The following is a 24,003-nucleotide window of genomic DNA, read 5'->3' as shown; positions in this document are numbered from 1 at the left end:
ACGCCCTCGACCGAGTAGATGCCGTAGTGCACGAATATGCCGAGCTTGGCTTCGGTGAACCAGGATTGCATGGTCATGATGGACCGTCCTCGCAAAATCTCGCCGTAGGGCCGACCCCGTGATTGTCGCCGCGGATCGGTCCCGGCCGGGCTCGACGGCCATCTCCTCGAAGACCTTGAGGCAGATCGGGCCGAGGGCGTCTTGCTGGGGCTGGGCAGCGCACCATGAGAATTCGGTGTTTCGCCTTCGACCTCGGCGCCTCCACCCCCGCCGGCAGCACATCCATGCCGGACAAGGCCGCCGTCTCCTGGTAGGTCAGCGGCCCCTGCCCAAGCCGGCACCGGTCCGCGAGAACCTCCAGGACGCGCCGGCAGTCCACCGACAGCACCGACCTGTCCAGCCCCTGGCGCCACACCGGCACCTGCGACTTCGCCTTCGCCGCATCCGGCACCTGCGCGCTCTTTGCGGTCCGCTCCTCGGCGGCCTGCGTGGCCCGGGCGTGGCCCTGCACGGGTTCGTCCGCCGGGGCCAGCCCCTCGCCGACCCGCGAGCGGGCGATGGCCCACTCCTGCCCGTCCCGCTCGGCCACGGCCGGCTCGGCCTGGATGCGGTCGGCCTCCTCCCGCAGCTCGTCCACGCGACGGCGAGCACCCGGCTCACGCTGTCCCCACAGCCCAGCCACCCGACGGCATCCACGACCTCCAGGGCAGCGACAGCACGATGGGCCACTACTCCCACGGGACCGCCGACCCCAAGCCCGACCAGCGCAAACGCAGTCCCAACTCCCGAAGGACAACAGCTTCTGAGGCAGGCACCTTCCCGAGGGGATGCGGTGCGGCTCATCGCGTGTGCATGGTGGAGTGGTCTGAGGCCGGGAGCGCGTTCGTGAGGGGCCGCATCCCACGCTTCGACGTGGGAGAGGGTGCCACCGAACTTCTCGACGGGACCGGCGATCGTCGGCATGGAGGACGGCTGATCGCGCCTGTCGTGCTTTCCCTGAGCTCAAGCGGGTGATCAATGTGAGGGACACAGTCAAGGATGTGATCATCATTGGCTCCGGCCCGGCCGGATACACCGCCGCGATCTACGCTGCCCGTGCCCTGCTGCGGCCGATGGTGTTCGAGGGGTCGGTCGCTGCGGGCGGCGCGCTGATGAAGACCACCGACGTGGAGAACTATCCCGGGTTTCCTGACGCGTTGCTCGGACCGGACCTCATGGCCAGGATGAGGACTCAGGCGGACCAGTTCGGTGCCGAGCTGATCGCCGACGACATCGTGGAGGCCCGTCTCGAGGACGGGGTCAAGGAGGTCGTCGACAGTGCCGGCGGCACCCACCGCTCCAGGGCGGCGATCCTCGCCATGGGTTCGCACTACCGCGAATTGGGCCTTGCGAACGAGAAGCGGCTGGCGGGGCGAGGTGTGAGCTGGTGCGCCACCTGTGACGGCTTCTTCTTCCGCGATCAGGACGTCGTCGTCGTGGGCGGCGGCGACTCCGCCATGGAGGAGGCCACGTTCCTGACCCGGTTCGCCCGCTCGGTCACCGTGGTGCACCGCCGCGATACCCTGCGCGCCTCGAAGATCATGCAGGAGCGGGCCGACCGCAACGAGAAGATCCTCTTCCTGTGGAACAGGGAGGTGGTCGACGTCCTGGGGGAGGAAAGGGTCGCGGGACTGCGGGTGCGTGACGTGAACAGCGGGGAGGAGTCCGACCTGCCGGCGAGCGGTGTGTTCGTCGCCATCGGACTGGATCCGCGGGTGGACCTGGTCAAGGGCCAAGTCTCCCTGGACCACGCGGGGTACCTCGCAGTCGAGGGCCACTCCAGCCGTACGAATCTGGACGGCGTGTTCGCCTGCGGAGATGTCGTCGACCACGAGTACCGGCAGGCCGTCACCGCCGCCGGTACCGGCTGTGCGGCGGCCCTGGACGCCGAGCGGTACCTGGCGGCCCTGGAGGACTGCTTCACCGGCGAGGAAGCCCGCTTGGAGGCCACCGTCGTGGCCGAACTGGTGCACTGATCCGGACGGCAGAGTGGTCCACGGCACCGTTCGGCCCGGCGCGGGGCCACTGGAGTCGCCATGGCGTACGACAATCTGTTCATTGTTCTGGCGGTGGCCGCGGGCGTTCCCTTCCTTCTCGCCCTGCTGCCGCGGGCCCGCCTTCCGGGCCCCGTCCTCGAGATCGTGGCCGGTGTCGTCCTGGGACCGGCGGTGCTGGATCTGGTTCAGCCGGACGCGACCGTCGAAGCGCTGTCGGTCATCGGACTGAGCTTCCTGCTGTTCCTCGCAGGGCTCGAGATCGACGTCAGACGATGGCAGGGACCGCTGGCGCGGTTCGTGGCCGCCGGTCTGGCGGGCACGGTGGCGCTCGCAGTGCTCGTCGGCTGGGTGCTCGACCTCGGAGGGCTGGCCGAGAGCCCTCTGCTCGTCGGCATCGCGCTGGTGGCGACGTCCTTGGGCCTGCTGGTGCCGATCCTGAAGGATGCCGACGCCGTCGACCGCCCGGTCGGCCAACTGATCATCGGTGGAGCCTCCGCGGGTGAGTTCACCGCCGTGGCCCTGCTGTCGCTGTTCTTCTCCGAGCATGCCTCCGGTCCGGCAGTCCGGCTGCTCCTCCTGCTCGGCCTCGTCTGTCTGACGGGGCTCGTCGTCGTGACGTCCATGCGGGCGGGGCGTTCCCTGTGGTTGTCCCGGACCGTTTTGAAGCTGGCCGACACGAGTGCCCAGATCCGGATCCGGCTGACCATGCTGCTGATCGTCGGCCTGTCGGCGCTCGCCATGCACCTCGGCTTCGAGGCCATTCTGGGCGCGTTCATCGCCGGGGCCGTCCTGCGCATGGTCGACCCGGACGCCGAGCAGACGCATCCGCGGTTCCACGTGAAGCTGGAGGGACTCGGCTACGGATTCCTGGTCCCGGTCTTCTTCGTGACCAGCGGCATCGAGTTCGATCTCGGGACGCTGTTCGCCGATGCCGGCACCGTGCTGCGGGTGCCCATGTTCCTCGCCGCGCTCCTTCTCGTGCGCGGGCTGCCGGTCCTGGCCTACCGCAGGGCGGGACTTTCGCGTGCGGAGCTGGTGGCCGCGGGACTCCTGCAGGCCACGTCACTCCCGTTGATCGTGGCCGCGACGACCATCGGGTTGAAACTCGACGCGATACGGCCGGAGAACGCGGCCGCGCTGGTGGCGGCGGGTCTGCTGTCCGTCGTCGTCTTCCCGTTGATTGCCCTGCCCTTGCTCAACCGCCCGCGCGGATCGGCCAGTGCGGGGTCGGACAGCAAGCAGGCATGACCGGACGACGAGCCGGGCCCCGGCGGCCGCCCCGCCGAGATGCTGAGCCGCGTCATCTCCTGAAAAATGGGAGGTGCCCGCTCTGGAGAATAGGGGCTCGACATGTCCATCGTTTCACGGGGGTTCCACGGCCGAGCGCGAGATACACAGCACAAACTGCCTCCGGGGCAGTACGAGACCACCGGATTTCCCGTTCTGTCCGCAGGGCCCACGCCGACGGTGCTACCCGATGAATGGGAATTCACCATTCGTACGGAGACCGGGGTCGGGCACAGCTGGAACTGGGAACAACTCCTGGCGCTGCCCTCCGAAACACCGACCGTCGACCTGCACTGTGTCACCAAGTGGTCGAAGTTCGACACGGAGTGGCAGGGAGTCCCGCTGGACGTCCTGCTGGAGGACGTGGAATCCAGCGCCGAGTACGCGCTCGTTCACTCCTACGGCGACTACACGACCAACATTCCGCTGGAAGACCTCCTCGATGGCAAGGCCTGGATCGCGTATCGCCACGACGGCGAGGAACTGCCCCCGGAGCACGGCGGGCCGGCGAGGCTGCTGGTTCCGCACCTGTACTTCTGGAAGTCCGCCAAGTGGGTGCGCGGAATTCTGCTGATGCATGAGGAGGAGCGGGGTTTCTGGGAGAGCGTCGGCTACCACAATTATGGGGACCCATGGCGCGAGCAGCGGTATCAAGGAGACTAGGCGAACGGCTGCGCTGGAGGGCGGCCCGCCTGACCGGGCGGCGAGACGAGTCCAGCACCGGACGCACACTCGTTTTCGACGTACCGGGCTGGCCGGGGCACCTGGCGGGACAGCACGTCGACGTGCGGCTCACGGCGGAGGACGGATACAGCACTCAGCGCAGTTACTCCGTGGCCTCCGCGCCCGACGGCGAGAGGGTCGAGCTGACGGTTCAACGGGTCGACGACGGCGAAGTGTCGCCGTATCTCACGGATGAACTCGCTGTGGGTGACCTGGTGGAACTCCGCGGACCGGTCGGCGGCTGGTTCGTGTGGCGGCCGGAGCAGAAGGAGCCGGTCTTCCTCGTGGCAGGGGGGTCGGGTCTCGTGCCGTTGATGGCGATGATCCGTATGCGCCGCGCGGTGGGCAGCCGTACGCCCTTCCGCTTGGTGTACTGCATCCGCAGCCCCGAAACGCAGTTGTTCACGTCCGAGTTGAGGTTGGGCGATCCGGGGCTCGACAAGACCTACGTCTACAGCCAGTCCACGCCGGCGGAATGGCCGCGGCCACCCGGCCGATGCACTGCCTCCGACCTGTCGGGCGGCGGGTGGCCGCCGGAGTTCGAACCCACCTGCTACGTCTGCGGCTCCACCGGTTTCGTCGAGACGGCGGCCGGCCTGTTGGTCGCCCTCGGTCACCACCCGGGCCGCGTACGGACCGAGCGTTTCGGATGACTCGGCAGGTGACACGGCGCGGTCCATGCAGCGTTTCCGCGGCGCCGCACGGCCCGCCGCCGGCGCGGAGGAGCCGGACCACGTGAGAGGAAAGGAAACGGGATCCCGATGACACCGACACCTGGTTTCCTTGACGGCAACGCCGCCGCCGGGGACCTTGAGCTGCTGTTCGGAACCGACATGACCATGGCTTCGGGACGGTGCCACGGCTGTGGGAAGCAGACGATGCTGGCCGAGACGCACGCGTATCTCGGCGGGCCGGGAACGGTGTTGCGCTGCCCCGGCTGCGAGGGCGTACTGCTGCGTCTGGTCCGCTCTCCCCACGACATGTGGCTCGACGCTGCCGGCATGGACTACCTGAGGCTGCCCGCACCCGCGTGACGCAGCGGCCGGCCGGACTCGCACCGTGGGACCGCCGCATCGTCAGCGGCCCGGCAGTCGCTGCATCACCTCTTGGATCACCCAGCCGTTGCCGTCAGGGTCGCTGAACGTGGCGAACGAGCCGTAGGAGGCCCGGTCGGGGTGGAGGCCGCTCAGCCGTTCCTGGCCCTCGCCGTCGTGCACGATGTCGCCGCCCTTGTGACCGTGGTAGAAGATCCCTCCGGCGTTGTGGAAGACCTCGCTCACCTCGATGCCGCGGCCGACGAGTTCCGCGCGGGCCTTCTCGATGTCGGACACGACGAGGTACAGGCCCTGGGCCGAGCCCGGTGCGGTGGAGGTCAGGCCCGTGCCGAAGATGATCGAACACTCCGACCCCGGAGGGGTGAAGTGCACCGCCCGCCATTGCTCACTGACGGCCTTGTCGAGGTCCAGGCGGAAACCCAAGGACTCGTAGAACGCCTTGGCCCGGTCGACGTCGGACACGGGCAGCACGATGAGTTCCAGCTTCACATCCATGATGGGGTCCTTCTTCCGGCTTGTTGCGGATGTCGTCCCCCCTCGCTGCTTGTGGATCATTGACCTTTCGACCGTGCGGGGGCGGCAGGAACGCGACCGGGCCGTGCACCGCTCATGCGACGTCGATGACGGTCTTCCCGGCCGTCCCCTTCTTCGCGCGGAACGCTTCCGGTGCCTGATCGAGCGGACGGACGCTCCCCACCAGGGGACGCAACGTGCCCTGCCGGTATGCGCGGACGACCCGCACGAGATGATCACGGTTGGGTTCGACGATGAAGTACATCGCCCGTCCGTCCTCGGGCCGCACGGTCGGCGGGCGGGCGATTGTCACCAGGGTGCCGCCAGGTCTGAGGACGGCGGCCGAGCGATCGAGCACCTCTCCGCCGATGGCGTCGAAGACCATGTCGACGCGGCCCACCGCTTCCTCCCATGCGGGCTGTTCGACGTCGACGAACTCCTCCGCGCCCAGCTCCAGCACCTCGTCCCTGCTTCTCCCGCGCCCCGACCCGATCACCCGGGCCCCGGCGTCACGGGCGAGCTGGGTGGCTGCCATTCCCACCCCCCCTCTCGCACCGTGCACCAGCACGTTCTGCCCCGCCTCGACCTTGCCGTGGACGAACAGGCCTTGCCAGGCGGTCAGGCCCGGCATCACCAGGGCGGCCGCGTGCGCATGGCCGATCCCCGACGGCAGCGGCGCCAGATTGCGCGCCTCCACTGCCACGTAGTCGGCGAGTGTGCCGTCCCGGTTCCAGTCGGTCAGCCCCAGGACCCGCTGCCCCACCGACAGCCCCGTGGTGCCGACAGCGAGCCGGGCCACTTCCCCCGCCACCTCGTGACCCGGAATGACCGGGGTACGGTCCCTGCCGCCCCGGTCGACCCACGAAGCCGGCCAGTCCAGCTCGTCGGGGGTGAAACAGGCCGCGCGCACCCTGACGATCACGTCGCCCTCGCCGGCGTAGGGATAGGGGCTCTCCTCGGCGACCAGGCCGCCCACGCCTGCCCCGCGAGCGTGAACCCGTACGGCTCTCATTGCGGCTCCCTCCGACCGCGCAAGACTCCTGCTTCCAGCATGACGGCGAGAGGCCCCGGGGGCGAACGGAGGAGCCCGCGCACGAAGCCGCCGCTACCCAGCGTGCTCGTGGGGGACCAGACAGCGCCCGCGACAGTCTGCCTCACGAACGTGACCCCGGCACCGGGGACGGCTCCTCACTCCAACGGCACAACCGCCCGTGGCCCCGCCCCCCGGGGGGGGCACTGCCGTCTCCCGGTATCCAGCAGGCAAGGAGCAGGTGCGGGGCAATGGATCAAAAAGCAGCCATATGCCAGAAATTGGGGTTAATGCTACGTTCTCGGCGCGAAAGGAGAAGCGCGTGAAAATCGCTTCAGCATGATCTAGCGCGGAACCCCGGGCGTTCACGCCCAGGAGGAAGTGCTTCTTAACACTGCTCTGACCCGCGCGGGAGCACGGGTCTGCATTACTGACCTCAGCTGGGACGTTTCTGATTCTCGATGGACTCCTTGATGACGGTGAGGGGTGCGCCGCCGGCGGAGGCGGCGAAGTAGGACGGCGACCAGAAGTGTTCGCCCCACAGGTACGTGCGGATGTGGTCGGGGAATTCCTGCCGCAGGCGGCGGGCGAAGACTCCCTTTGAGGGAGTCGACGAGTCGGGAGATGGCGACCTTGGGCGGGTAGTGCACGAGCAGGTGGACGTGATCGCGTTCGCCGTTGAACTCCCGCAGCTCGGTGCCGAAGTCGGTGCACACGACGCGCATGACCTCTTCACACCGCCGGAGGATCTCGTCGGTGCAGGGCCCGCGCCGGTATTTGGGGGTGAAGACCAAGTGTGCGTGGAGGGTGTAGACGACGCTACGACCCCTGCGAATGTCGGGAGTAGGCTCCCACCGTGGTGACATAGACCAATGCGATGGTCGCGTCTGTGAAGCTCGTGACGCAGGTCAAGCTCGTGCCGGAGGATGCCGCGCAGGCATCCGCGCTCGAGCGCACCCTGACCACGGTCAATGACGCCGCGAACTGGGTGTCGACGGTAGCGTTCGAGCGCGGTCTGCCGCGCGAGTACGAGCTGCGCACACCTACGCCGAACTCAAAGCACGAGGGCTGGGGGCGCAGGCCGCGCAACACGTCATCAAGAAGGTGCGCGACGCCTACACCACGCTCAAGGCCAACATCCGAGCCGGAAACCTCGGCAGGGAAGGCTCCGGGCGTCGCCGCAAGGCCGAGTCCAAGCCGGTCGCCTTTCGCCCCGACGCCGCCCAGCCCTATGACGACCGATGCCTGAGCTGGCAGTACGACCAGCAGACCGTGTCCATCTGGACCGTGGACGGCCGGGTCAGGAACGTCCCGTTCGTGTGCTCCGCCGACGCGCTCAAGCTGCTGAAGGCGCACCGGCAGGGCGAATCCGACCTGATCGCGCGCGCCGGCGTGTTCTATCTCGTCGCCACCTGTGACGTTCCGGCGGCCGAGAGGTACGAGCCGGACGGCTTCATCGGCGTGGACCTCGGCATCGCCAACATCGCCACCGCCTCCACCGGCTACCTCGCCGCCGGGCGCGGCCTCAACCGGTACCGCAAGCTACAGCTCGCCCTGCGGGCCAAGCTCCAGAAGAAGCGCACCAAGAGCGCCAAACGACGACTCAGGGCCCGCGCCCGCAAGGAAGCCCGGCACGCCGCCAACCAGAATCACATCATCTCCAAGACGATCGTGACCGAGGCTGAACGCACCGGGCGCGGCCTGGCCCTGGAAGAACTCAAGGGCATCCGCAACCGGGTACGGCTCCGCAAGCCCCAACGGGTCGTGCTCCACTCCTGGGCGTTCGCCCAGCTCGGAGGCTTCATCGTCTACAAGGCCGAGCGGGCCGGTGTGCCGCTGGTCTTCGTCGATCCCGCGTACACGTCACAGACGTGTGCCGAGTGCGGACACGTCGACAAACGCAACCGTGTCGACCAGGGGCTTTTCATCTGCCGGGGGTGCGGGGTCGTTGCCCACGCCGACCGGAACGCTTCCCACAACATCGCCACCCGTGGCGAGAGTGTGTGGAACGCGGGGCGTGAGTCACGCGTCCCTGCCACCCCATAACGGGGTGTCTGGACGGAGGGGTCCACCTCAGCAGCCAGCTGGGCACTACCTCCAAGCCCGGTCCTTTCAGGGCCGGGTCAAGTTGACCGGTGGGTACTTCTCCGCTCCGATGGCCTCCGCGGCGCGGGCCTCCTCGGCCTCGATCTGTCGCGCGGTGTCGAGGACTCGACTCAGGCTGTCCGCAGGGATGATCACGGCGCCGGACGGGTCTGCGAAGGCGTAATCACCGGGAGTGACGCACACGCCTGCGAACTCGACAGCCACGTCCACCGCGTAGGGCATCACCGTGTCGCCGCCCCACCGTGCCGCCTCCCCCCGGCACCAGGTGGCGAAGGGGTAGCCGCGCAACTGCCCGAAGTCCCGCAGCCGGCCGTCGGCCATGATGCCCGCCAGCCCGTGCCGTGCAGCCCTCAGGAGCTTGGTACCTCCACCGTGGGACGCCTCCGGGTGACCACCGCTCGACAGCACGAGCACCTTCTCCCGAGGGGAGCCGCCCAGAGCCCCGAAGAAGAAGTCCGCGAAGGTCTTCGACGACTCCTCCAGGTCGTCCCGCCAGGGCATGAACGCGATCGTGGCGACCCGCCCGAAGAGGGGCCTGCCCGGATCCGGACTCGTCAGCGGCAGAATGTGCGCACGGTGACCGTGCAGACGCCCCATCGCGTCCACGAGCGCGGCGCAGCCCAGGGCACTGAGTTCGTCCCCGAGAGATGAAAGGTCACTCACCACGCCTCCCGCAGTTCACGACGCGACGAAGCCGAAGCCGGGCGGCAGGCCGGAGCTGGATCGCGCACCCGCCTCGCAACGCCACTGCGCCACAAGGAACGCCGTTGCGGGCCGTCCGTCCGACAGCGGCATCCGAGCCGCGAGCAGGAAACCGCAACGTGATCCAATTGTCGCGCGCGTGAGCCCGGGGTCAAACGGGGCCGCGCCGGGCACGAGCCGCGCGTGCCGGCCCGGTCCGGGATCACCACGCACCACCGGACGACGCGCCTCCGATGCCCTGCCGATCGCTGGTGCGCGCCAGCGTGCGGCGGACCGCATCAGGGAACTCCCGCTCCACAGCCGCATCGAGCAGCGCCAGTTGCCCACGCACCGCGACCCGCCGTTCCTGCGGCACGTCGGCCAGCAGGCCGTCGAGCATGGCGCGTAGGCGCCTGCACACCTGCAGTGAGCCCACTCCGTACTCACGGATCTCGGTGACACCGAGATCCAGGTACTCCTCCCAGCTGCGCCCCGCTACGACGACCCGCGGTGCGCCCCGCTCATCACCGAGCACGTGCCGGCCGTGGAGTTCCGACCGTCCCACGGCGTGGAGGAACGCCTCGATGTGATTGAGGACCTGCACGGCGCTCGTCGGGTCGTTCACGGCCGCGGACAGGGCGCGGACGGCGATGTCGACGAGGATGCGGAGAGCGAACGCGGGGTCCTGCTCGATGGTCCGCTCGGCGCCCAGAGCCACCAAGCCCGCGAGCCGACGCGACTCCTGCGGTGCCCGAGGTGTCCCGTGCACCTCGAGCAGCACGGCACCGGGCGGAACGAAGTCCCCCACGCGGTGGGTCACGACCAGGACGCAGTCGCAACGCACGGCGGTCGTGATCAGTCCGGCCACGTCCAGCCCCTGCACGGCGCCACCGCCGGTGCACGGCACGGTCTGCGTCGGGACGCTGTCGGGCGGATGGGCATGCTCCTGGAGGAGTACGGCACGCCCCGCCCGCTTCAGGGACGTGGCGAGGACGTTCAGCCCTGTGCGGCGGACCTGGTCGGCGATGGCCACGGGGCGCAAGTCGTGGGTGAACCGGTTGAGGTAGACCAGCAGCATCACCAGACTCACGGCCACGGCCAGACCCGCCACGGTGACGCCCAGATCGGGCACCGTCTCGGCTTCGACCCTGCGGAGCAGGGTGAACGCGAACGAGAAGGTACCGGCGAAGGTGGCCAGGACGAGCTTCTGCAGCCGGTTGCGGTACCACAGGCGCATGTAGCGGGGGGACAGGGTGCCCGTGGCCTGCTGGACCACCAAGACACCGATCGTGACGACGAACCCCAGCAGGGCGACCATGGCTCCCACGATGGCGGTCAGGACGCCCGTCGCGGTCATCGCCGTGTACCGCCAGCCGGCCGGTACGCCGTCCACGGTGAGGGCTATCTCGCCCAGGAGCACTCCCACGGCGAGGCCGAGCACCGGCAGGATCCACAGACTGGTTCTGACGTACTGCCCCAGCCGGAAGCGGAAAGCCCAGGTCAGCATGGGTAACCTCCGCAGTGCCCGAGGCCGGGCCGTCGCACCTCACGCTACCGCCGGGGGAGGGGCACCGCAGGGCGGCGGCGCCGGCGCTCCCGGGTTGTCACAGGCGCCGGTCCCGAACGGCAGGAGTGGGCCACCGCCCGCTCACGGGTCGGCGAGGTGCCGGCCCCGGCCTACCGGTCGATGACCCTGCTCATGGCCCGCCGCCCTGCCCGCTCACCCCTGGGACGGACGCGAACCGGCCCGGCGCCGACTCGGCCGGCCGGCCACGTGCGACCAGGCGTCTCGCCTTCGACCTCGGCGCCTCCACCCGCGCCGGCAGCACATCCATGGGAGCAGCAGGCCGAGGGTGTCGACCACGACGTGCCACTTGCGGCCGTTGATGAGCTTGCCGCCGTTGACACCCCGGCTGCCCGTGCCGACAACGGCGCCCGCCTTGACCGTCTGCGAGTCGATCACGCCCGCCGTCGGCTCCGCATCCCGCCTCAGCTCCTCGCGCTGCAGCACCGGGACCTCCTGTCGCTCTATGGATTCGACACCCACGAGCTGTTCGACCGGGAACCCCCGCTCGAGTGCCACCGCTCAAGATCGAAAAGACGACAGCTGCTCATAGCAGCTCAGGCATCGGGATAGCTCGGCAGTAGGCTGCGCTCCAGCTGGGCCGGAGGGCACAAAGACGCACGCACACGCCCGTGGTCGGCGCGACGAGGGCAGGCAGGCGGCCGACCGCAGTGGGCACGCTCACCTCGGCCCTGACCGCGGGCGGACTCCCTTTCCGAGGAAGCAACCGCAGAGCCGCACCGTCAGGGACGTCACGCGTCCTTGCCGGTGCGGTCCCGGTAAGTCTCGAGGATGCGCAGCCACACCTCGCTGATCGTCGGGAAGGCGGGCACGGCGTGCCACAACCGGTCCACCGGCATCTCGCCGGTGATTGCGACGGTGGCCGAGTAAAGCAGCTCCGGGGTTCCCGGGCCGACGAAGGTGACACCGACGACGTTCTTGTGGTCGGCGTCGATCAGTACACGCGCCGTGCCGCGGTAGCCGTCGGCGTACTGAGCCGCACCGGCGACGTGTCCGATGTCGTAGTCAACGACGTCGACGCGGCGTCCGGTGCGCTGCGCCTCCTGCGTCGTCAGCCCGACGGTGGTCACCTCCGGGTCGGAGAAGACCACTTGGGGTACGGCGGCGCCGTCGGCCGTCGGAGCATGCGCTCCCCACCTGCCGTCGTCGAGCGGCTCGCCCTTGGCGCGCGCTCCGATCACGGCGCCCGCGATACGGGCCTGATACTTCCCCTGGTGGGTCATCAGCGCACGGTGGTTCACGTCACCCACGGCGTAGAGCCATCCGTCGGGGACGTCCGTCACCAGAAATGATTCGTCCACGTGCAGCCAGCTGCCGGGGGTCAGGCCGACGGTCTCCAGACCGATGTCCGCCGTATGAGGCGCGCGCCCGGTCGCGAAAAGGATCTCGTCGGCGACCAGTGAGTTCCCGTCGTCCAGGGTGATCCGTACAGGACTTTCAGGACCGTTCTCCCGGACGACCCCGGTCACGGATGTCCCGAAGCGCAGTTCCGCACCCGCTTCGCGCAGGGCGTCCGTCACCATCTCACCGGCGAACGGCTCCATGCGGTTGAGGAGCCCCTTGTTCCCGCGGACCAGCATGGTCACCCGGGACCCCAGCGCCTGATAGGCGGTCGCCATCTCGACGGCCACCACACCGCCTCCGACCACGGCGAGCCGATCCGGCACGTGCCGGGCGGAGGTCGCATCACGGTTCGTCCAGGGACGGATCGCTTCGAGCCCCTGAAGGTCCGGGAAGGCGGTGACGGTCCCCGTGGCGACGCAGACGGCGTGGCGGGCGGTAAGGCGTACGGTCTCGCCGTTCCCGGTCTCGACGACGACCTGTCGCGGGCCGTCCAGCCGGCCGTGGCCGCGCACCAGGTCCACGGAGACGGACTTCAGCCAGTCGACCTGGTCGTCGTCCTTCCAGTAGACAGCCATCTTGTCGCGCTGGGCGAAGACCGCAGGGACGTCCAGTGGCCCCTCGACGGCCCGCCGCAGTCCGGGGACCCTGCGGGCATCGGCGCGCGCCACCACCGGGCGTAGCAGTGCCTTACTGGGTTCACAGGCCCAGAACGAACATTCTCCGCCGAGCAGTTCGTTCTCCACGATCACCGAGGTGAGACCGGCGGCGCTCGTGCGGTCAGCCACGTTCTCTCCGGCGGGACCGGCACCGAGAACCACCACGTCGTAAACGCGTGAAATGTCGTTCATGCCTGCTCCTGTACGCATTCGACTTCAGTCGCTGCACGGCACGCAGAGTGGGAGGGCCGCTACGTGAGGATGCCTTTTTGCGACGTCGCGGCAGCGCTCTCCATCTTCCTCCTCCGGGGAAGCGAGCGCCTGGCGGGCGAGACACCGACTCGGTCCGGAGCCCGGAGCCCGGAGCCCGGAGACGGCCCCGGCGCCGCCGGCTGCGCGAGTGCCACTCCGATTCGCTCGACAGGGAAATTTTCATGTTCGGATTGCTCGCTGGGGCGGATCCGCCGGCCTGGCGGGGGTCGGAAGAAGGCCGTGGACCTTGATCCAGGATTGCGACCGGCTTTGCTTGCGCTGGTCGAGCCCGACGAACGCAGTGACCCGATGTCACCGCTGGGGTGGACGACGAAGTCGACGCGGAAACTGGCAGCGGAGGTGACCCGGCAAGGCCCCGGGTCTTCGCCGACACGGTTGCCGGCCTGCAGCGGGAGGAAGGCTTCAGTCTGCAGGCCAACGCCGAGACCATCGAGGGCGCTCAGCACCCCGACAGGGATGCCCAGTTCCGATACCTCAACCAGCAGGCTCGAGAGCATCGGGGACGCCGATGACCCGGTGAGCAGCGTGGACAGCAAGAAGAAGGAGCCGATCGGCGACTACAGGAGCGCCGGGCAGGAATGGCGGCCCGCAGCACAGCCCGTGAAGGGCAGAGCGCACGACTTCCCCGGCCAGGCCGAGAAGGCGATTCCGTACGGAATCTACGACATGGCCGCGAACGCCGGCTGGGTCAGCATCGGAAACGGTCACGACACCGCGGCGTTCGCCGTCGCCTCGATCCGGCCGCGAGGACCTCGCCGCTCACCAGGTTGAGGATCTGCCGTTGCTGGGACGCGGCGGCTTCCAACGTGGCGTGAGTCTTGGCGCCCTCGTCCCACCTGGCCCTGGTTGACGCCGCCCTCGGCGCGGCCGAATTAGCTGTCCTGAGGAACAGTGCGGGGTCTGCCGAAGCAGTTCTGGGTTCAAGTGTCGCGTTCCAGGAGGATCAGGGGAGTGCCACCTCTTGCTGTGCGGCGAAGGGTCGTGCCGGGCTGCAGTGCTTTCGCAGCGAGTTGGTAGCCGTCGGATCCGTCGTCGCAGGAAGTGAGCCCGTGGCGGGTGGCGAAGACGAGGGGTTCGTTTTGGGCTGCGATGGTATATCCGCGTCTGCGGTACCAGCGCATGATGGGGAAGGCCCCGATGCGGATCTTGGCGAGGGCCAGGTGAGTTCCGTTGGCGTGCGCGGTGTTTTCGGCCTCTTGGAGCAGGGCGGTCCCGACGCCCTGGGTGCGGTGGGGTTCTGCGACGGCGAGGAGTTCGATCTCGATGAGGAAGTGAATCAGGTCGTTGCGGTGGGGCGGCGGTTGTTGCTGAAGCCACCGGATCGGGGGCGTGGCATAGAGCATTCCTGAAACGGCCTCGCCGGTCCGGGCGACCCAGCACTGCCCCTGCCCGTACGGGAGTGGCACGCAGCCGCCGTGTTGGTCGATGGCTGCGGCCAGGGGAGAAAGGGGACCGTCCGCCGGCAGGGGGCTGTGCTGAACGGCGAGTGCGCCCAGGGATGCTGCCGCTTGCCCCTCTCCTCGGGCTGCGAGAGCAGTTGTGGCGCGGCAGGTGCGTGCCTGGTCGGTCATAGAGGCACCCTATGACGGGGCGTGGCGAGGCCGTGTGCCGACTGCTGGTTCATGCGAGTGCCGCCGGGACGAGAGCGGCGGCTCACTCCGGAGCGTCTCCTTCTGACCGTGGGCGCGCCCCGCCCCCCACCGCCTGTCGCCAACATCGGGGCGATGGCGGCCATCTGGCGTCACCGTGCGACCGATTCAAGAGTGACTGATTGCGTTCCTGCGGTCAGGCATACGCGGCACCTGAACATGCGCGCCCATCAACCCCGAGGCTGCGGTCCGAGCTGTGATACGACGTGTGCCGCGGCAACGACATCCGCCGGAGGATGGTCTGCCGAGGAGGGCGAACGCGTCGCCTGGCCACGGCAGGTGTAGGTGTTCTCTCACCAGCAGGCACGGGTGTCAGCCGGTTCCTTCGTCTTCTTGGCGCGTGGTATGCCAGGACCTTTGACCTCGATCCAGGTGCCGAGTTCGACGGCCAGAAGTCGGGGACGTAGAAGGTGCCAGAGTCCAGGGTGATCGTCTCGGGTTCGGACTCCCACACGATGTTGTTGCTGTCCAGGGTGGCGGCGGCCCAGTCGGCTTCACGCCGGGAGCGGAAGATGTTGTCGCCGTAGCGGGTCGGGACGGAGCCCAGGGGCGGGCCGGGGCTGTCGGAAGTGGGGATCAAACCGCACTCCTGCCCTGGAGTGGCGAGCGTGCCGGTTATGCCGGTCACCGGCCCAGCCCAGGTAGCGGGCCCATGCTGGGCGGGCTCTGGTCCCCCGGCAGCCACGGGAGTGAGCGCTGCCCGCTGAGGGCCTGCGGCTTGTTTCAGGGGCCGAGCTGGGCTGTTGCGGCGTCGATCTCTTTCATCGTGATGTTCTCGCTGCCGCTGCGGATCGCGATGACGGCGGTAGTGGAGATGACGTAGGCGAGGGCTTTGAAGTAGCCGCCGGGACGTTGGTGCAGTGTGGCGGCGTGTTCGGAGGGGACGCCACCGGCACCGGCGCGGTCCGGGTGAGCGGGTGCGTCGTGCTCCATTGCGCCCAGCGGAGCCGACGCCGTGACGAGCATCGGTGTCGTTGACCCGTATCTGGTGGACGCGGCGCGTGACCGCCCCGCGACGATCGGCCTGCACCCCATCGTGGAGGCCGTCGACGGGACTGGGCCACGAGGAGGGAGGCGACCTTGCTCCCGCCCGGCTGCATCCGCGGCCCGCGGCCGACCGCCTGGACCAGGGCGGGCATGGATCCGCGTACGTCCGCGACGTACACGGAGCCGCGGTTCTTCGAGGCGACGCCTTCGCCCAGCACCTTCACCGAGTTCAGGCAGCCCTTTCTCCACGACTGTGCCGTCCGCCGCTATCCCGGACGCGAACTCCCCGAGGATCCGGCGTCGGTAGCCCGGCTCGTGCTCGCCGCATAGCCAGTTGGCCCAGATCACGCGCGGGTACAGCTCGTGGGTCTCGGAGTGGAGCTTGGCTGCGGTGGCCCCTCCATCACGCTTTCGTCCGGCCTTGCCTCGGCACCGAGCTGCCACATCCACGTACGGAGAGCTCTTCCGGCGCGGGTCATACTGGTTCTCAACGCCCAGAGGCCCGTTGCGGAGCCGTCAAAACGGTAAATGAGGGTGGCTACAGGTGCCCTCGTAGCTCGCTAATCACGGCCTCCAAGTTGTCGGCAGGCCCAAGGCGAGCGGCGGCGCTCAGGGCGCCAGCCAGCAAGGCAACCAGCGCGTCGGCGAGGCGCTCGGTGGGAGACGTACGTGCGTCCTGGAGCCAGGTCAAAGTCAGTTCGTCGGCGGCTGCGGTGAAGGCGCGCAGGGATGACAAGACAGCGGGCTGCTCAGGGTCTACGTGCAGCAAGCGGCAGAGTTCCCGGATTCCATGCAGGCGGGCGGACTCGAAGGCGTTCCAAGCAGCCTCGGTGGCCCCTGCCCGCCGCAGGATCAGATGGACGGCCATCTGTTCGTTCCGAGCAAGGAACTCAATATGGGCGCGGAAGCGCCGTTGGAGGAGGGCGGATAGGGGGCCGACCGTATCGACGTCCAGGGCGGCTTGGAGCTGAGCGCCTGCCTCACGGATCACTTCGGCATACAACCCGTCCTTGCCGTTGAAATGGTGTGAGAGCAGGCCCTGCGCGACGCCTGCAGATCGGGCGATCTCGCTAACGGTCACTTCGGCGTAGGGGCGGTCGGCGAAGGCATCGAGAGCGGCTGCGAGCAGTTTTCTGCGCGTCTCCTCGGCGGCCAGCTGCCGCCGCGTGGGTGGCTTCCCGCCCGCTGGCTGCGTCACGGCTTCCTCCACATGTCGCGAGCAGATGCCGGCCAGCGTAGCGCAGCGGTGATCACGAACCACTCTCGTTGATCGACATTCATTGAATCTCACTCAATGAATGTTACTGTGTGACCGTATAGCGCTGCATCTGCGAGGGAGGAAAGTAGATGGTTGCCACGTTCACGGTCGGTGACGTAGTCATCACAAAGATCACTGAGCTTGAGTCGGTCGGTGACACTGAGCTGATGTTGCCGGAGGCGACGCCGCACGCCGTCCAGCAGGTCTCGTGGTTGCGACCCGACTACGCCACGGATGACGGCCTGCTCCGGACGAGCATTCATGCGTTCGCTTTAGCGACGCCAACCCGGCGGATCATCGCCGACACAGGTCTGGGCAATGACAAGCAGGGCCGCCCCGTCCCCGCCTGGAACGGCATGGGCGGGACCTTCCTGGAGGATCTTGCTGCCGCGGGATTCCCGCCTGAAACCATCGATACGGTGCTCTGCACCCACCTCCACGTGGATCACGCCGGCTGGGATACTCAGTTGGTGCAAGGGAAGTGGGTTCCAACCTTCCCCAACGCTCGCCATCTCTTCGTTCGGGCTGAGTTCGAGCATGCCGAAGGGGCTGCGGGCCATGGGGCGGCTGAACTCTTCGCCGACTCCGTGGCTCCGATCGTCGAGGCCGGGCTAGTGGATCTGGTGGCAGCCGATGAGCAGGTTTCGCCGGAAGTAAAATTGGTGCCTACGCCGGGTCATACGCCAGGCCACACCAGCATCCTGATCGAGTCACGAGGCGAACGTGCCCTCATTACGGGGGACTTCATCCATCACCCCGTACAGCTGGCACGGCCGGACTGGGTGTCCGGCGGAGACCACGACCCTGCCCGTGCGGTAGCCACCAGACGATCCATGCTCAGCGAGATTGCACGAACTCGAACACTGCTTGTTGGCACACACTTTGCAGGCCCCACCATCGGCCATGTCGTACCTGACGGTGATGGCTCCTACCGCTTGGAGGAGCCTGACGCCGGCACTGACCCCGTTCCCCAACCGGGGCCGTCTTGAGGCTTGACCTGTTGAGGCCAGGCCTGTTGGGAAGAGCGCCGCGGTCTCGGCCAACGTTGCCGTGAGAGGTGGCCCTGGTGGCCGGGCCACGACGACCAGGGCCCAGCAAGCGCTCCGTGGGGCGAAAACGCATGCTTACAGAGCTAACGACCTACCCATCTGCGAGACACGCCAGTACGTTGGCTCGCGCCCGCGGCACGTCATCGCATGTCGATGGATGCAGCAGACTGCGAACTGGCACCCGGATTGCCTGTGAAATGCTCAAAAACCGTAGGTCAGCCATGGGTTGAATGCAAAGAGCTGGCATCCCTGTGATCCTCTAACTGATCCTTTCAGTATGAGTTGAGTTGTAAGCCTCACACTCGGTGATCTTGAGAGCCGAGGGCTCCGGGAATCTACTGGTCTTGTTCCTGCTGGTCTGTTGGAGTAGGCACCCCGCCCCGGTCGCCCGCCCCCGAACAGCACCGACGGCAACCTGGGCGGTTGCGCTTTCCCGACCGGGTGGCTGTTCTCGCCCGGCCTGGCCTCATGTACCTGCTACGGCCCGGTGTCGCGCGACCCGCTGCCCCCAGGGAAACGATGGGCCGTTCTGGGGTGCCGGCCTGGCGTCCGAGGCTGGCATCTGGTCGCGGCTGCACCTGCCACCCCGCTGATCAAAATGCGCCGCGGGCTTTTGTGGGGCGCGATCGCCGTCACCCGGTGTCGACCTATCTCTCAGATGACCGACACCGGGTGGTTAGTCGGGCGCCCGCCCTCGCCGTCTTGCAACCGAGCGTCCGCCTATCCGGCCGGGGATGCAATGCCACGTTGAAGGTGTGCGGCAACCCCTCTGCGCGGTGCTACTTCAGACCGAAAGCCCTGATGATGGTCTGGGACACTGTGTTGCCTCGATCGTCGGAAGCCGTAGTTCGCACGCTGGCATGCGCAGCGTGGCGCGGTGCATCCAGGTTCGTTCGCCAGCCTTCGCGCGTGTGAGTCATCGAAGACCTGAGCCAGGTGATCCCATCGTCGTAGGAGACCTCCACACTGACCTTCCCTATGGCGGAAGTGGGCGGGAGCGGATGCTCGCCGTCGGGGGAAGCGAGGTGGGACGGTGAAACGTTCAGTCGTGCGTGCCGTGTGGCCCTGCCGTCCGGGTCCGTGTCAATGTCGTAGTCGAGCTGGATCAAGGGCAGGGCCAGGACTTCCTCCGGCCCGCCCGCCCCTGAAGTCAGGTTCCAGACGGTCTTCGTGTGCGTAGAGTAGGGATGCTTCCAGGCCCCGCGACGCGTCTCGACCACGTACCGGTAGGGCAGCTTCGAGGGCTTGAGCCCGTCGGCGATGAGGAAGTCGCCCGAGGAGGCCACAAGCTTGTCACCCTGGTACAGCGACGAGGTCTGCTGCGCGTCCGGGGTGCGGGCGAAGCCTTCGCGTGCGGCGCCGGCGTCACTCCAGCCGGGAATGTAGAAGGTCATGGTGTCGATGGTTCGCTGAGCGGCCCGGAAGTCCAGACTGCGCGGGCGCGTCAGAGGAGCGAACCAGCGTTCTCGGGTGATCGAGCCGTGCTGATAGGTCACCGGCGCGCCAACACTCCTGATCTCGGAAGCTACTTGGGCTACCGACTGCCACTGCGTGCGGGTGCCGGAAGTGACCCAGTCGGTGCGCGTGCCCTGGGATGGGCGAGGCAGGCTGAAGCCTGTTGTCAGCCCTGCGTCGCCGGCTTCGAAGTCATAGCGGAACTCGGCTGCGTCGCCGGCCCGGTGATTCTCGAACGCGACATTGACCCGGGTGAGGTCATGTGCCCGCGGCCGGTAGGTGGGGTCCCTCGGCAGGGACTTGTCCCAGGAGGTGACGAGGTCGTACAGGTAGTCAGTTTCACGATCATAGGAGAGGTTGAGCGGAAAGAGGCTTCGCTCGCCGAGAGCCATCAGGCGCAGACCCTCGTCGTGGCCGACAGTGATCACGGTCAGCGGTGGGGTGGATTCGGTGCGAGGGTCGAGCTGGATGGGCCCGGGGTCGGCCACGATCAGCGCTTTGGCTCCGGCAGCTGCGGCGGTGGCCGCTTGATCGTTCCAGGTCAAGTTGGCGTCACGCTGCACCAGGGCGGCCTTGCCCCGGACGTGGACGCCTGCGTAGTCCTCGGGAGTGCCCCTGCCCACGTAGATGGTGTCGAGTCGACTGTTTCCTGTGGGCAGAGGGTGCGCGCCTCGTCGGACGAGGAAGGTCTTGACTGGCCTCCTGTCGTGGCTGAGCGTGAGTGCGGGCTCCTCGTTTCGCCATCGCACGCGAAGTTTCATCGCTCCCTTGGTCACCGGCCGATCGGTCGGCATGACGAAGAAGCTGTCGTACTTGGGCAGCAGATTGACGCTCAAACGCGTGGAATCCTGCTCGGTGAGTGAGCGGGTGAAGTCAATGCGCATGTAGCTGGTGACGGACTCCTTGGGCGTGACTGCCTTCACCGGCTGAGCCTTAGAGGCATCGAGTGTGATCGACATGTCGCGGTTGAGGTTGATCTCCGGCTGAGTGAGCAATGCTCTGCCCCGGGAATTCGGCCCTTGCAGGCCTTCCACATCGACCAGAGCGGTGAAGGACCACAGTCCCGGTTCAAGCCGCAGTCGAGCCGAGGAACCGACGGGAACGTTCGCGACGTCCTGCCCGGTACCACCTGCACGTTGGGCCATGAGCGTGATGGCGCCGGTGGCCGGCTTGCCGGATCGATCCTTCACGGTGAGGTTGACGACTGCCTTCTCGCTCTCCGTGGCGAGACCGATCGAAGTGGTCGCCATGACCGATGACCCCTGCGATGCCTTGATCCGAGCGCTGTACACGTGGTCTGCCACCGTGCTGTCGAGGTGGGCGGCGACAGTGATCGTAGCGCTGCTGCGAGCGGGGACCGTCACTGTAGAGGCGGACAGGGCGAACAGTCCTGCCGGGCTGGCGCCCGCATCAAGCGTGAGGTCCAGAGCGACCGGCGAGGAACTGGTATTCGAGTAGGTGACTTTGCGTTCGACCGTCGTTTCGGGGGCTGCTGGCACCTCGTGCAGGCCCATGGAGACGACTCCGGTCGCGTAGAGGGGTGTTGTGGTGGCTGCGCTGGTGTCAACGCGTCCATTACCGGCCTCGAAGGGAGAGTCGCCGGGTGTGGCCTTGGCTGTGCTGATCAAGACCTCCTTGAGCTGTGCACCTGTCCAGTCGGGGTGCTCAGCAGCCAGGAGCGCGGCCGCGCCCGCGACGTGGGGGGTAGCCATAGACGTGCCGGACATAGAGGTGTAGGCGCCCTCGCCGGGCGCCCACCGGGAACGGGCCGCCAGAACGTCGACACCAGGTGCGGTGATCTCTGGCTTGACCGCGAAGTCTCCCAGGCGGGGCCCGCGAGAGGAGAAGCCGGCGAGCGCGTCCTGGGAGTCGACAGCACCCACGGTCAGCGCTGCGTCAGCCGCACCAGGGGAACCGACGGTGAAGTTGCGGAAGCTGTTGCCGGCCGCGATCGTGAAGAGGGCACCAGTCTCCTTGCTGAGACTGTTGACGGCCAAGCTCAGCGGGTCAGTTCCGTCGGTGGGCCCCCCACCCAGGCTCATGCTGACAATTCTTGCTCTCTGGTCGCGAGCGGCCCACTCCATCGCCGCCAGGACCCAGGAGTCCTGACCCGAGCCTGTGTCGTCCAAGGCCTTGCCGATGTGCAGACGCGCCCCGGGAGCGACACCTTTCTCCTGGCCGCCGGACGCGGCACCGGTGCCGGATATGGTCGATGCAACGTGAGTTCCGTGGCCGTCGGCGTCGTCGATGGCCTGGCCGGGAACGAAGCTTTTCGTGGCCGCGATGCGATCGGCAAGGTCGGGGTGCGAGGAGTCAACGCCGGTATCCAGCACCGCAACGTCGACTCCCTGCCCGGTGTTGCCGTCCTTCCACACCTGAGGTGCACCGATCTGTGCGACGGTGTCGGACAAGGCAGCCTGGACCTTGCCGTCCAGCCAGACGTGCTCGACACCGCCTGCCAGGACGGCTTCCTGGTCGCCGTCCAGCAAATCCGCCGAGTCCACACCGGCGGTGAGAGAGGACCAGAACACGGTGGCCTGGTCGCGAAGCCGCGCCACGGCCGCACCCTGCACACTGCTCAGATGCCGGAACGTCTCGGAGCCCTCGGGCGCTTTCGCCGTACGAGCGCCGTCCGCATCGGCGTACCGGATGATCATCGGCAGCCTGTCGGTACGAGCGTCGTCGTAGCCGTATTCGATCAGGCGTGTGATGTTGAAGAGCTGCCTGTCCAAAGTCCCTGCGGCGAGGTACGGCAAAACCTCGTGCGGATACACGTAGGTCTCCCCGCCGATGACGACGGTGTCGGCGGATACGGGTTGTCCCTGGCTGCCGACGATCTCTATGGCCGGGCCAGTGCCGCTTCCCGTCACGGTCACCTTGTCACCGTTGATCAGGGTGAGGGTGCTGGAGGACTCTGCAGATCCCGGGGAACTGTTGCGTGCTCGTGTGTCGGCGGCAGAGATGTCTGTGGTGCCGGCCGCCGGAGTGCCGCTGAGCGTTGCCAGCAAGGCGATGGCGGTGGCGGCTACAAGTAGCCCTCGGCCAGGTGATGATGGTGGAGGCATGAGTGTCCTTACTGAACGTGAACTCACGTGAAGGGGGAGCCTCGTTGAATGATCTGCATCGCACGTCGTGCGGAACAGAAAAAACGTCGGCGCTTGTGGGTCATGGCGCCACGCCGCCATCGATGTAGAGAGCCGTGGACCGAAGGATCTCCTCGACCTGATCAGCGATGCAGGTCTACGGTTCGTGGCGCTGGCAGACAGCTAGAAGCGGTTGGGAACTGCCGACCGGGGGCGCGGGCCTTCTCCCGAGCCCGTCAGCACCTCCGCACAGGCACCATGAGCCACTGCCGCGACGGGTGACGAGACCGCCCACGCGCACAGACGAGAAGGCAGGCAAGAGCGCACGGGCCAGTGATGCCGTCATGTCCGTGCAGGTCCCCGCCTGTACAGCTAGAAGGCCGCTTACGAAGTATTAGCGCCTAATGGGCGCTTTGTGTGAGTCGGGCAGCAGCGGCAGTGTGGACGGTGCTCACCGCACGGCCTTCTCCTCCCGAGCTCCGCTACATACCTGGACCTTTCCATGGCGACCCTGCTGCACATCGATTCATCCGTGTCCCCGCACGGGGCCTCCGTCTCACGCTTCGTCACAGAGACCTTCCGCAAGGTATGGGAGGAGCAGCACCCCGACGGAACGGTGGTCTACCGAGATCTGGCCGCCTGTCCCGTTCCACACTTCACCGCCGACTCATGTGCCGCAGAGCCCACTCACGGCCGCTCGCACACGCCTGAGCAGAGCTTCGCGGCCACTATCCGTCGGCGCCTGATCGAAGAACTGGAAGACGCCGATGCCATCCTCATCGGGGCCCCTATGCACAACTACACAATCCCCTCGACTCTCAAAGCGTGGATCGACAACGTAGTTCTCTTCGGCCGTACCGTCGGGGAAGGCTCCATGATCACCGGCACACCCACCACCGTCGTCACCAGCCGGGGTCTGTCCTACGCGCCAGGAACACCCGATGAGGGGCACGAGTATGTGCAGAACTATCTCGACGTGATCCTTGGGCACGCGATGCGCCTCGACGTCGGCTTCATCGTCCCGGAGTTCACTTACGCACCTCATGATCCAGCCGTGGCCGCACTCCTCCCACTCTTCGAGTGGTCTCGGGACCGTGCCACGAAGGAAGCCGAAGCCAGAGCCAAGACCGCTGGCGGACGCAGTACCGCCGACGCATAGACGTAACGGGAGCCGCGGAGTCTAGGGCTTGGGTGGCTGCGCTAGCCGGGCTGAGAAGGGCCAACGAAGACTGC

General features: G+C 67.5%; 19 protein-coding genes and 4 pseudogenes. 10 read left to right on the top strand and 13 right to left on the bottom strand.

What is annotated here, in order from left to right; all coding sequences use genetic code 11:
• Together ACGF3J_RS36900 and ACGF3J_RS36895 are read right to left on the bottom strand one after the other, a co-directional pair.
• On the bottom strand, positions 1-71 hold a 71-nt coding region (locus tag ACGF3J_RS36900; protein ID WP_393855884.1), incomplete at its 3' end, for an alpha-L-fucosidase.
• Positions 72-73: 2 nt separating this feature from the next.
• Positions 74-637, bottom strand: coding sequence for a hypothetical protein (locus ACGF3J_RS36895; RefSeq protein WP_393855882.1), 564 nt, complete (start codon positions 635-637; stop codon positions 74-76).
• A gap of 403 nt (positions 638-1,040) precedes the next feature.
• Between ACGF3J_RS36895 and trxB the strand changes: the two genes are divergently transcribed.
• The 5 genes from trxB to ACGF3J_RS36870 all read left to right on the top strand — a co-directional run bounded on the left by trxB (position 1,041) and on the right by ACGF3J_RS36870 (position 5,080).
• Positions 1,041-2,015 carry a thioredoxin-disulfide reductase gene (trxB, locus tag ACGF3J_RS36890; protein WP_393855881.1) on the top strand — a complete coding sequence of 325 codons (975 nt, stop codon included), beginning with the start codon at positions 1,041-1,043 and terminating at the stop codon, positions 2,013-2,015.
• Between the two features lie 60 nt (positions 2,016-2,075).
• Positions 2,076-3,284, top strand: a complete 1,209-nt coding sequence (locus ACGF3J_RS36885) for a cation:proton antiporter (protein ID WP_393855880.1) — start codon at positions 2,076-2,078, stop codon at positions 3,282-3,284.
• 102 nt (positions 3,285-3,386) lie between these two features.
• Complete coding sequence (locus ACGF3J_RS36880; RefSeq protein ID WP_393855879.1) at positions 3,387-3,986, top strand: sulfite oxidase-like oxidoreductase; 600 nt, start codon at positions 3,387-3,389, stop codon at positions 3,984-3,986.
• On the top strand, positions 3,956-4,699 hold the full coding sequence (locus ACGF3J_RS36875; protein ID WP_393855878.1) for a ferredoxin reductase: 744 nt from the start codon (positions 3,956-3,958) through the stop codon (positions 4,697-4,699). Before ACGF3J_RS36880 ends, ACGF3J_RS36875 begins: the two co-directional genes overlap by 31 nt.
• Before the next feature lie 108 nt (positions 4,700-4,807).
• Positions 4,808-5,080: a DUF6510 family protein gene (locus ACGF3J_RS36870; RefSeq protein WP_393855877.1), complete on the top strand. Its 273-nt coding sequence runs from the start codon at positions 4,808-4,810 to the stop codon at positions 5,078-5,080.
• Positions 5,081-5,122: 42 nt separating this feature from the next.
• Here ACGF3J_RS36870 and ACGF3J_RS36865 read toward each other — a convergent pair whose 3' ends face one another.
• The 3 genes and pseudogenes from ACGF3J_RS36865 to tnpA all read right to left on the bottom strand — a co-directional run bounded on the left by ACGF3J_RS36865 (position 5,123) and on the right by tnpA (position 7,510).
• Positions 5,123-5,596, bottom strand: a complete 474-nt coding sequence (locus ACGF3J_RS36865; RefSeq protein WP_393855876.1) for a VOC family protein — start codon at positions 5,594-5,596, stop codon at positions 5,123-5,125.
• A gap of 112 nt (positions 5,597-5,708) precedes the next feature.
• Entirely contained in the window at positions 5,709-6,626 is a 918-nt protein-coding gene (locus tag ACGF3J_RS36860; protein ID WP_393855875.1) for an NADP-dependent oxidoreductase, read from the bottom strand.
• Between the two features lie 454 nt (positions 6,627-7,080).
• Positions 7,081-7,510, bottom strand: a pseudogene (gene tnpA / locus ACGF3J_RS36855) (IS200/IS605 family transposase).
• Between the two features lie 11 nt (positions 7,511-7,521).
• Between tnpA and ACGF3J_RS36850 the strand changes: the two are divergent.
• Positions 7,522-8,690 (top strand): annotated as a pseudogene (locus tag ACGF3J_RS36850) (RNA-guided endonuclease InsQ/TnpB family protein).
• Positions 8,691-8,756: 66 nt separating this feature from the next.
• Here ACGF3J_RS36850 and ACGF3J_RS36845 read toward each other — a convergent pair.
• The 4 genes and pseudogenes from ACGF3J_RS36845 to ACGF3J_RS36830 form a co-directional block, all read right to left on the bottom strand.
• Positions 8,757-9,413 (bottom strand): RraA family protein, encoded by a 657-nt coding sequence (locus tag ACGF3J_RS36845; protein WP_393855874.1) that lies wholly within the window; start codon positions 9,411-9,413, stop codon positions 8,757-8,759.
• A 241-nt stretch (positions 9,414-9,654) separates the two neighbouring features.
• Entirely contained in the window at positions 9,655-10,938 is a 1,284-nt protein-coding gene (locus tag ACGF3J_RS36840; RefSeq protein ID WP_393855873.1) for a DUF2254 domain-containing protein, read from the bottom strand.
• A gap of 330 nt (positions 10,939-11,268) precedes the next feature.
• A pseudogene (locus ACGF3J_RS36835) lies at positions 11,269-11,400 on the bottom strand (IS5/IS1182 family transposase); the annotation flags it as partial.
• Between the two features lie 347 nt (positions 11,401-11,747).
• Positions 11,748-13,208 carry a dihydrolipoyl dehydrogenase family protein gene (locus ACGF3J_RS36830; RefSeq protein ID WP_393855872.1) on the bottom strand — a complete coding sequence of 487 codons (1,461 nt, stop codon included), beginning with the start codon at positions 13,206-13,208 and terminating at the stop codon, positions 11,748-11,750.
• 258 nt (positions 13,209-13,466) lie between these two features.
• Between ACGF3J_RS36830 and ACGF3J_RS36825 the strand changes: the two are divergent.
• Positions 13,467-14,030 (top strand): annotated as a pseudogene (locus ACGF3J_RS36825) (ISAzo13 family transposase); the annotation flags it as partial.
• A gap of 179 nt (positions 14,031-14,209) precedes the next feature.
• On the opposite strand, the gene ACGF3J_RS36820 reads toward ACGF3J_RS36825, so the two are convergent.
• On the bottom strand, positions 14,210-14,860 hold the full coding sequence (locus tag ACGF3J_RS36820) for a GNAT family N-acetyltransferase (protein ID WP_393855871.1): 651 nt from the start codon (positions 14,858-14,860) through the stop codon (positions 14,210-14,212).
• Positions 14,861-15,661: 801 nt separating this feature from the next.
• Positions 15,662-15,871: a hypothetical protein gene (locus ACGF3J_RS36815; protein WP_393855870.1), complete on the bottom strand. Its 210-nt coding sequence runs from the start codon at positions 15,869-15,871 to the stop codon at positions 15,662-15,664.
• 204 nt (positions 15,872-16,075) lie between these two features.
• Between ACGF3J_RS36815 and ACGF3J_RS36810 the strand changes: the two genes are divergently transcribed.
• Positions 16,076-16,255, top strand: coding sequence for a hypothetical protein (locus ACGF3J_RS36810; RefSeq protein ID WP_393855869.1), 180 nt, complete (start codon positions 16,076-16,078; stop codon positions 16,253-16,255).
• A 208-nt stretch (positions 16,256-16,463) separates the two neighbouring features.
• Here ACGF3J_RS36810 and ACGF3J_RS36805 read toward each other — a convergent pair whose 3' ends face one another.
• Positions 16,464-17,123: a TetR/AcrR family transcriptional regulator gene (locus tag ACGF3J_RS36805; protein ID WP_393855868.1), complete on the bottom strand. Its 660-nt coding sequence runs from the start codon at positions 17,121-17,123 to the stop codon at positions 16,464-16,466.
• Positions 17,124-17,272: 149 nt separating this feature from the next.
• Here ACGF3J_RS36805 and ACGF3J_RS36800 point away from each other — a divergent pair, with 149 nt between their 5' ends.
• On the top strand, positions 17,273-18,172 hold the full coding sequence (locus ACGF3J_RS36800) for an MBL fold metallo-hydrolase (protein WP_393855867.1): 900 nt from the start codon (positions 17,273-17,275) through the stop codon (positions 18,170-18,172).
• Positions 18,173-19,011: 839 nt separating this feature from the next.
• On the opposite strand, the gene ACGF3J_RS36795 is transcribed toward ACGF3J_RS36800, so the two are convergent.
• Positions 19,012-22,695 (bottom strand): S8 family serine peptidase, encoded by a 3,684-nt coding sequence (locus tag ACGF3J_RS36795; protein ID WP_393855866.1) that lies wholly within the window; start codon positions 22,693-22,695, stop codon positions 19,012-19,014.
• Between the two features lie 577 nt (positions 22,696-23,272).
• On the opposite strand from ACGF3J_RS36795, the gene ACGF3J_RS36790 reads away from it, so the two are divergent.
• The gene (locus tag ACGF3J_RS36790) at positions 23,273-23,929 is read left to right on the top strand and encodes an FMN-dependent NADH-azoreductase (protein ID WP_393855865.1); all 657 of its coding nucleotides are present in this window, start codon (positions 23,273-23,275) and stop codon (positions 23,927-23,929) included.
• Positions 23,930-24,003: the final 74 nt, after the last annotated feature.

It is taken from the genome of Streptomyces sp. NPDC048171, from assembly GCF_043202655.1.
Taxonomy (GTDB): Bacteria; Actinomycetota; Actinomycetes; order Streptomycetales; family Streptomycetaceae; genus Streptomyces.
The sequence above is the reverse complement of the archived record's forward strand: the minus strand, read 5'-3'. Positions and strand labels throughout refer to the sequence as shown.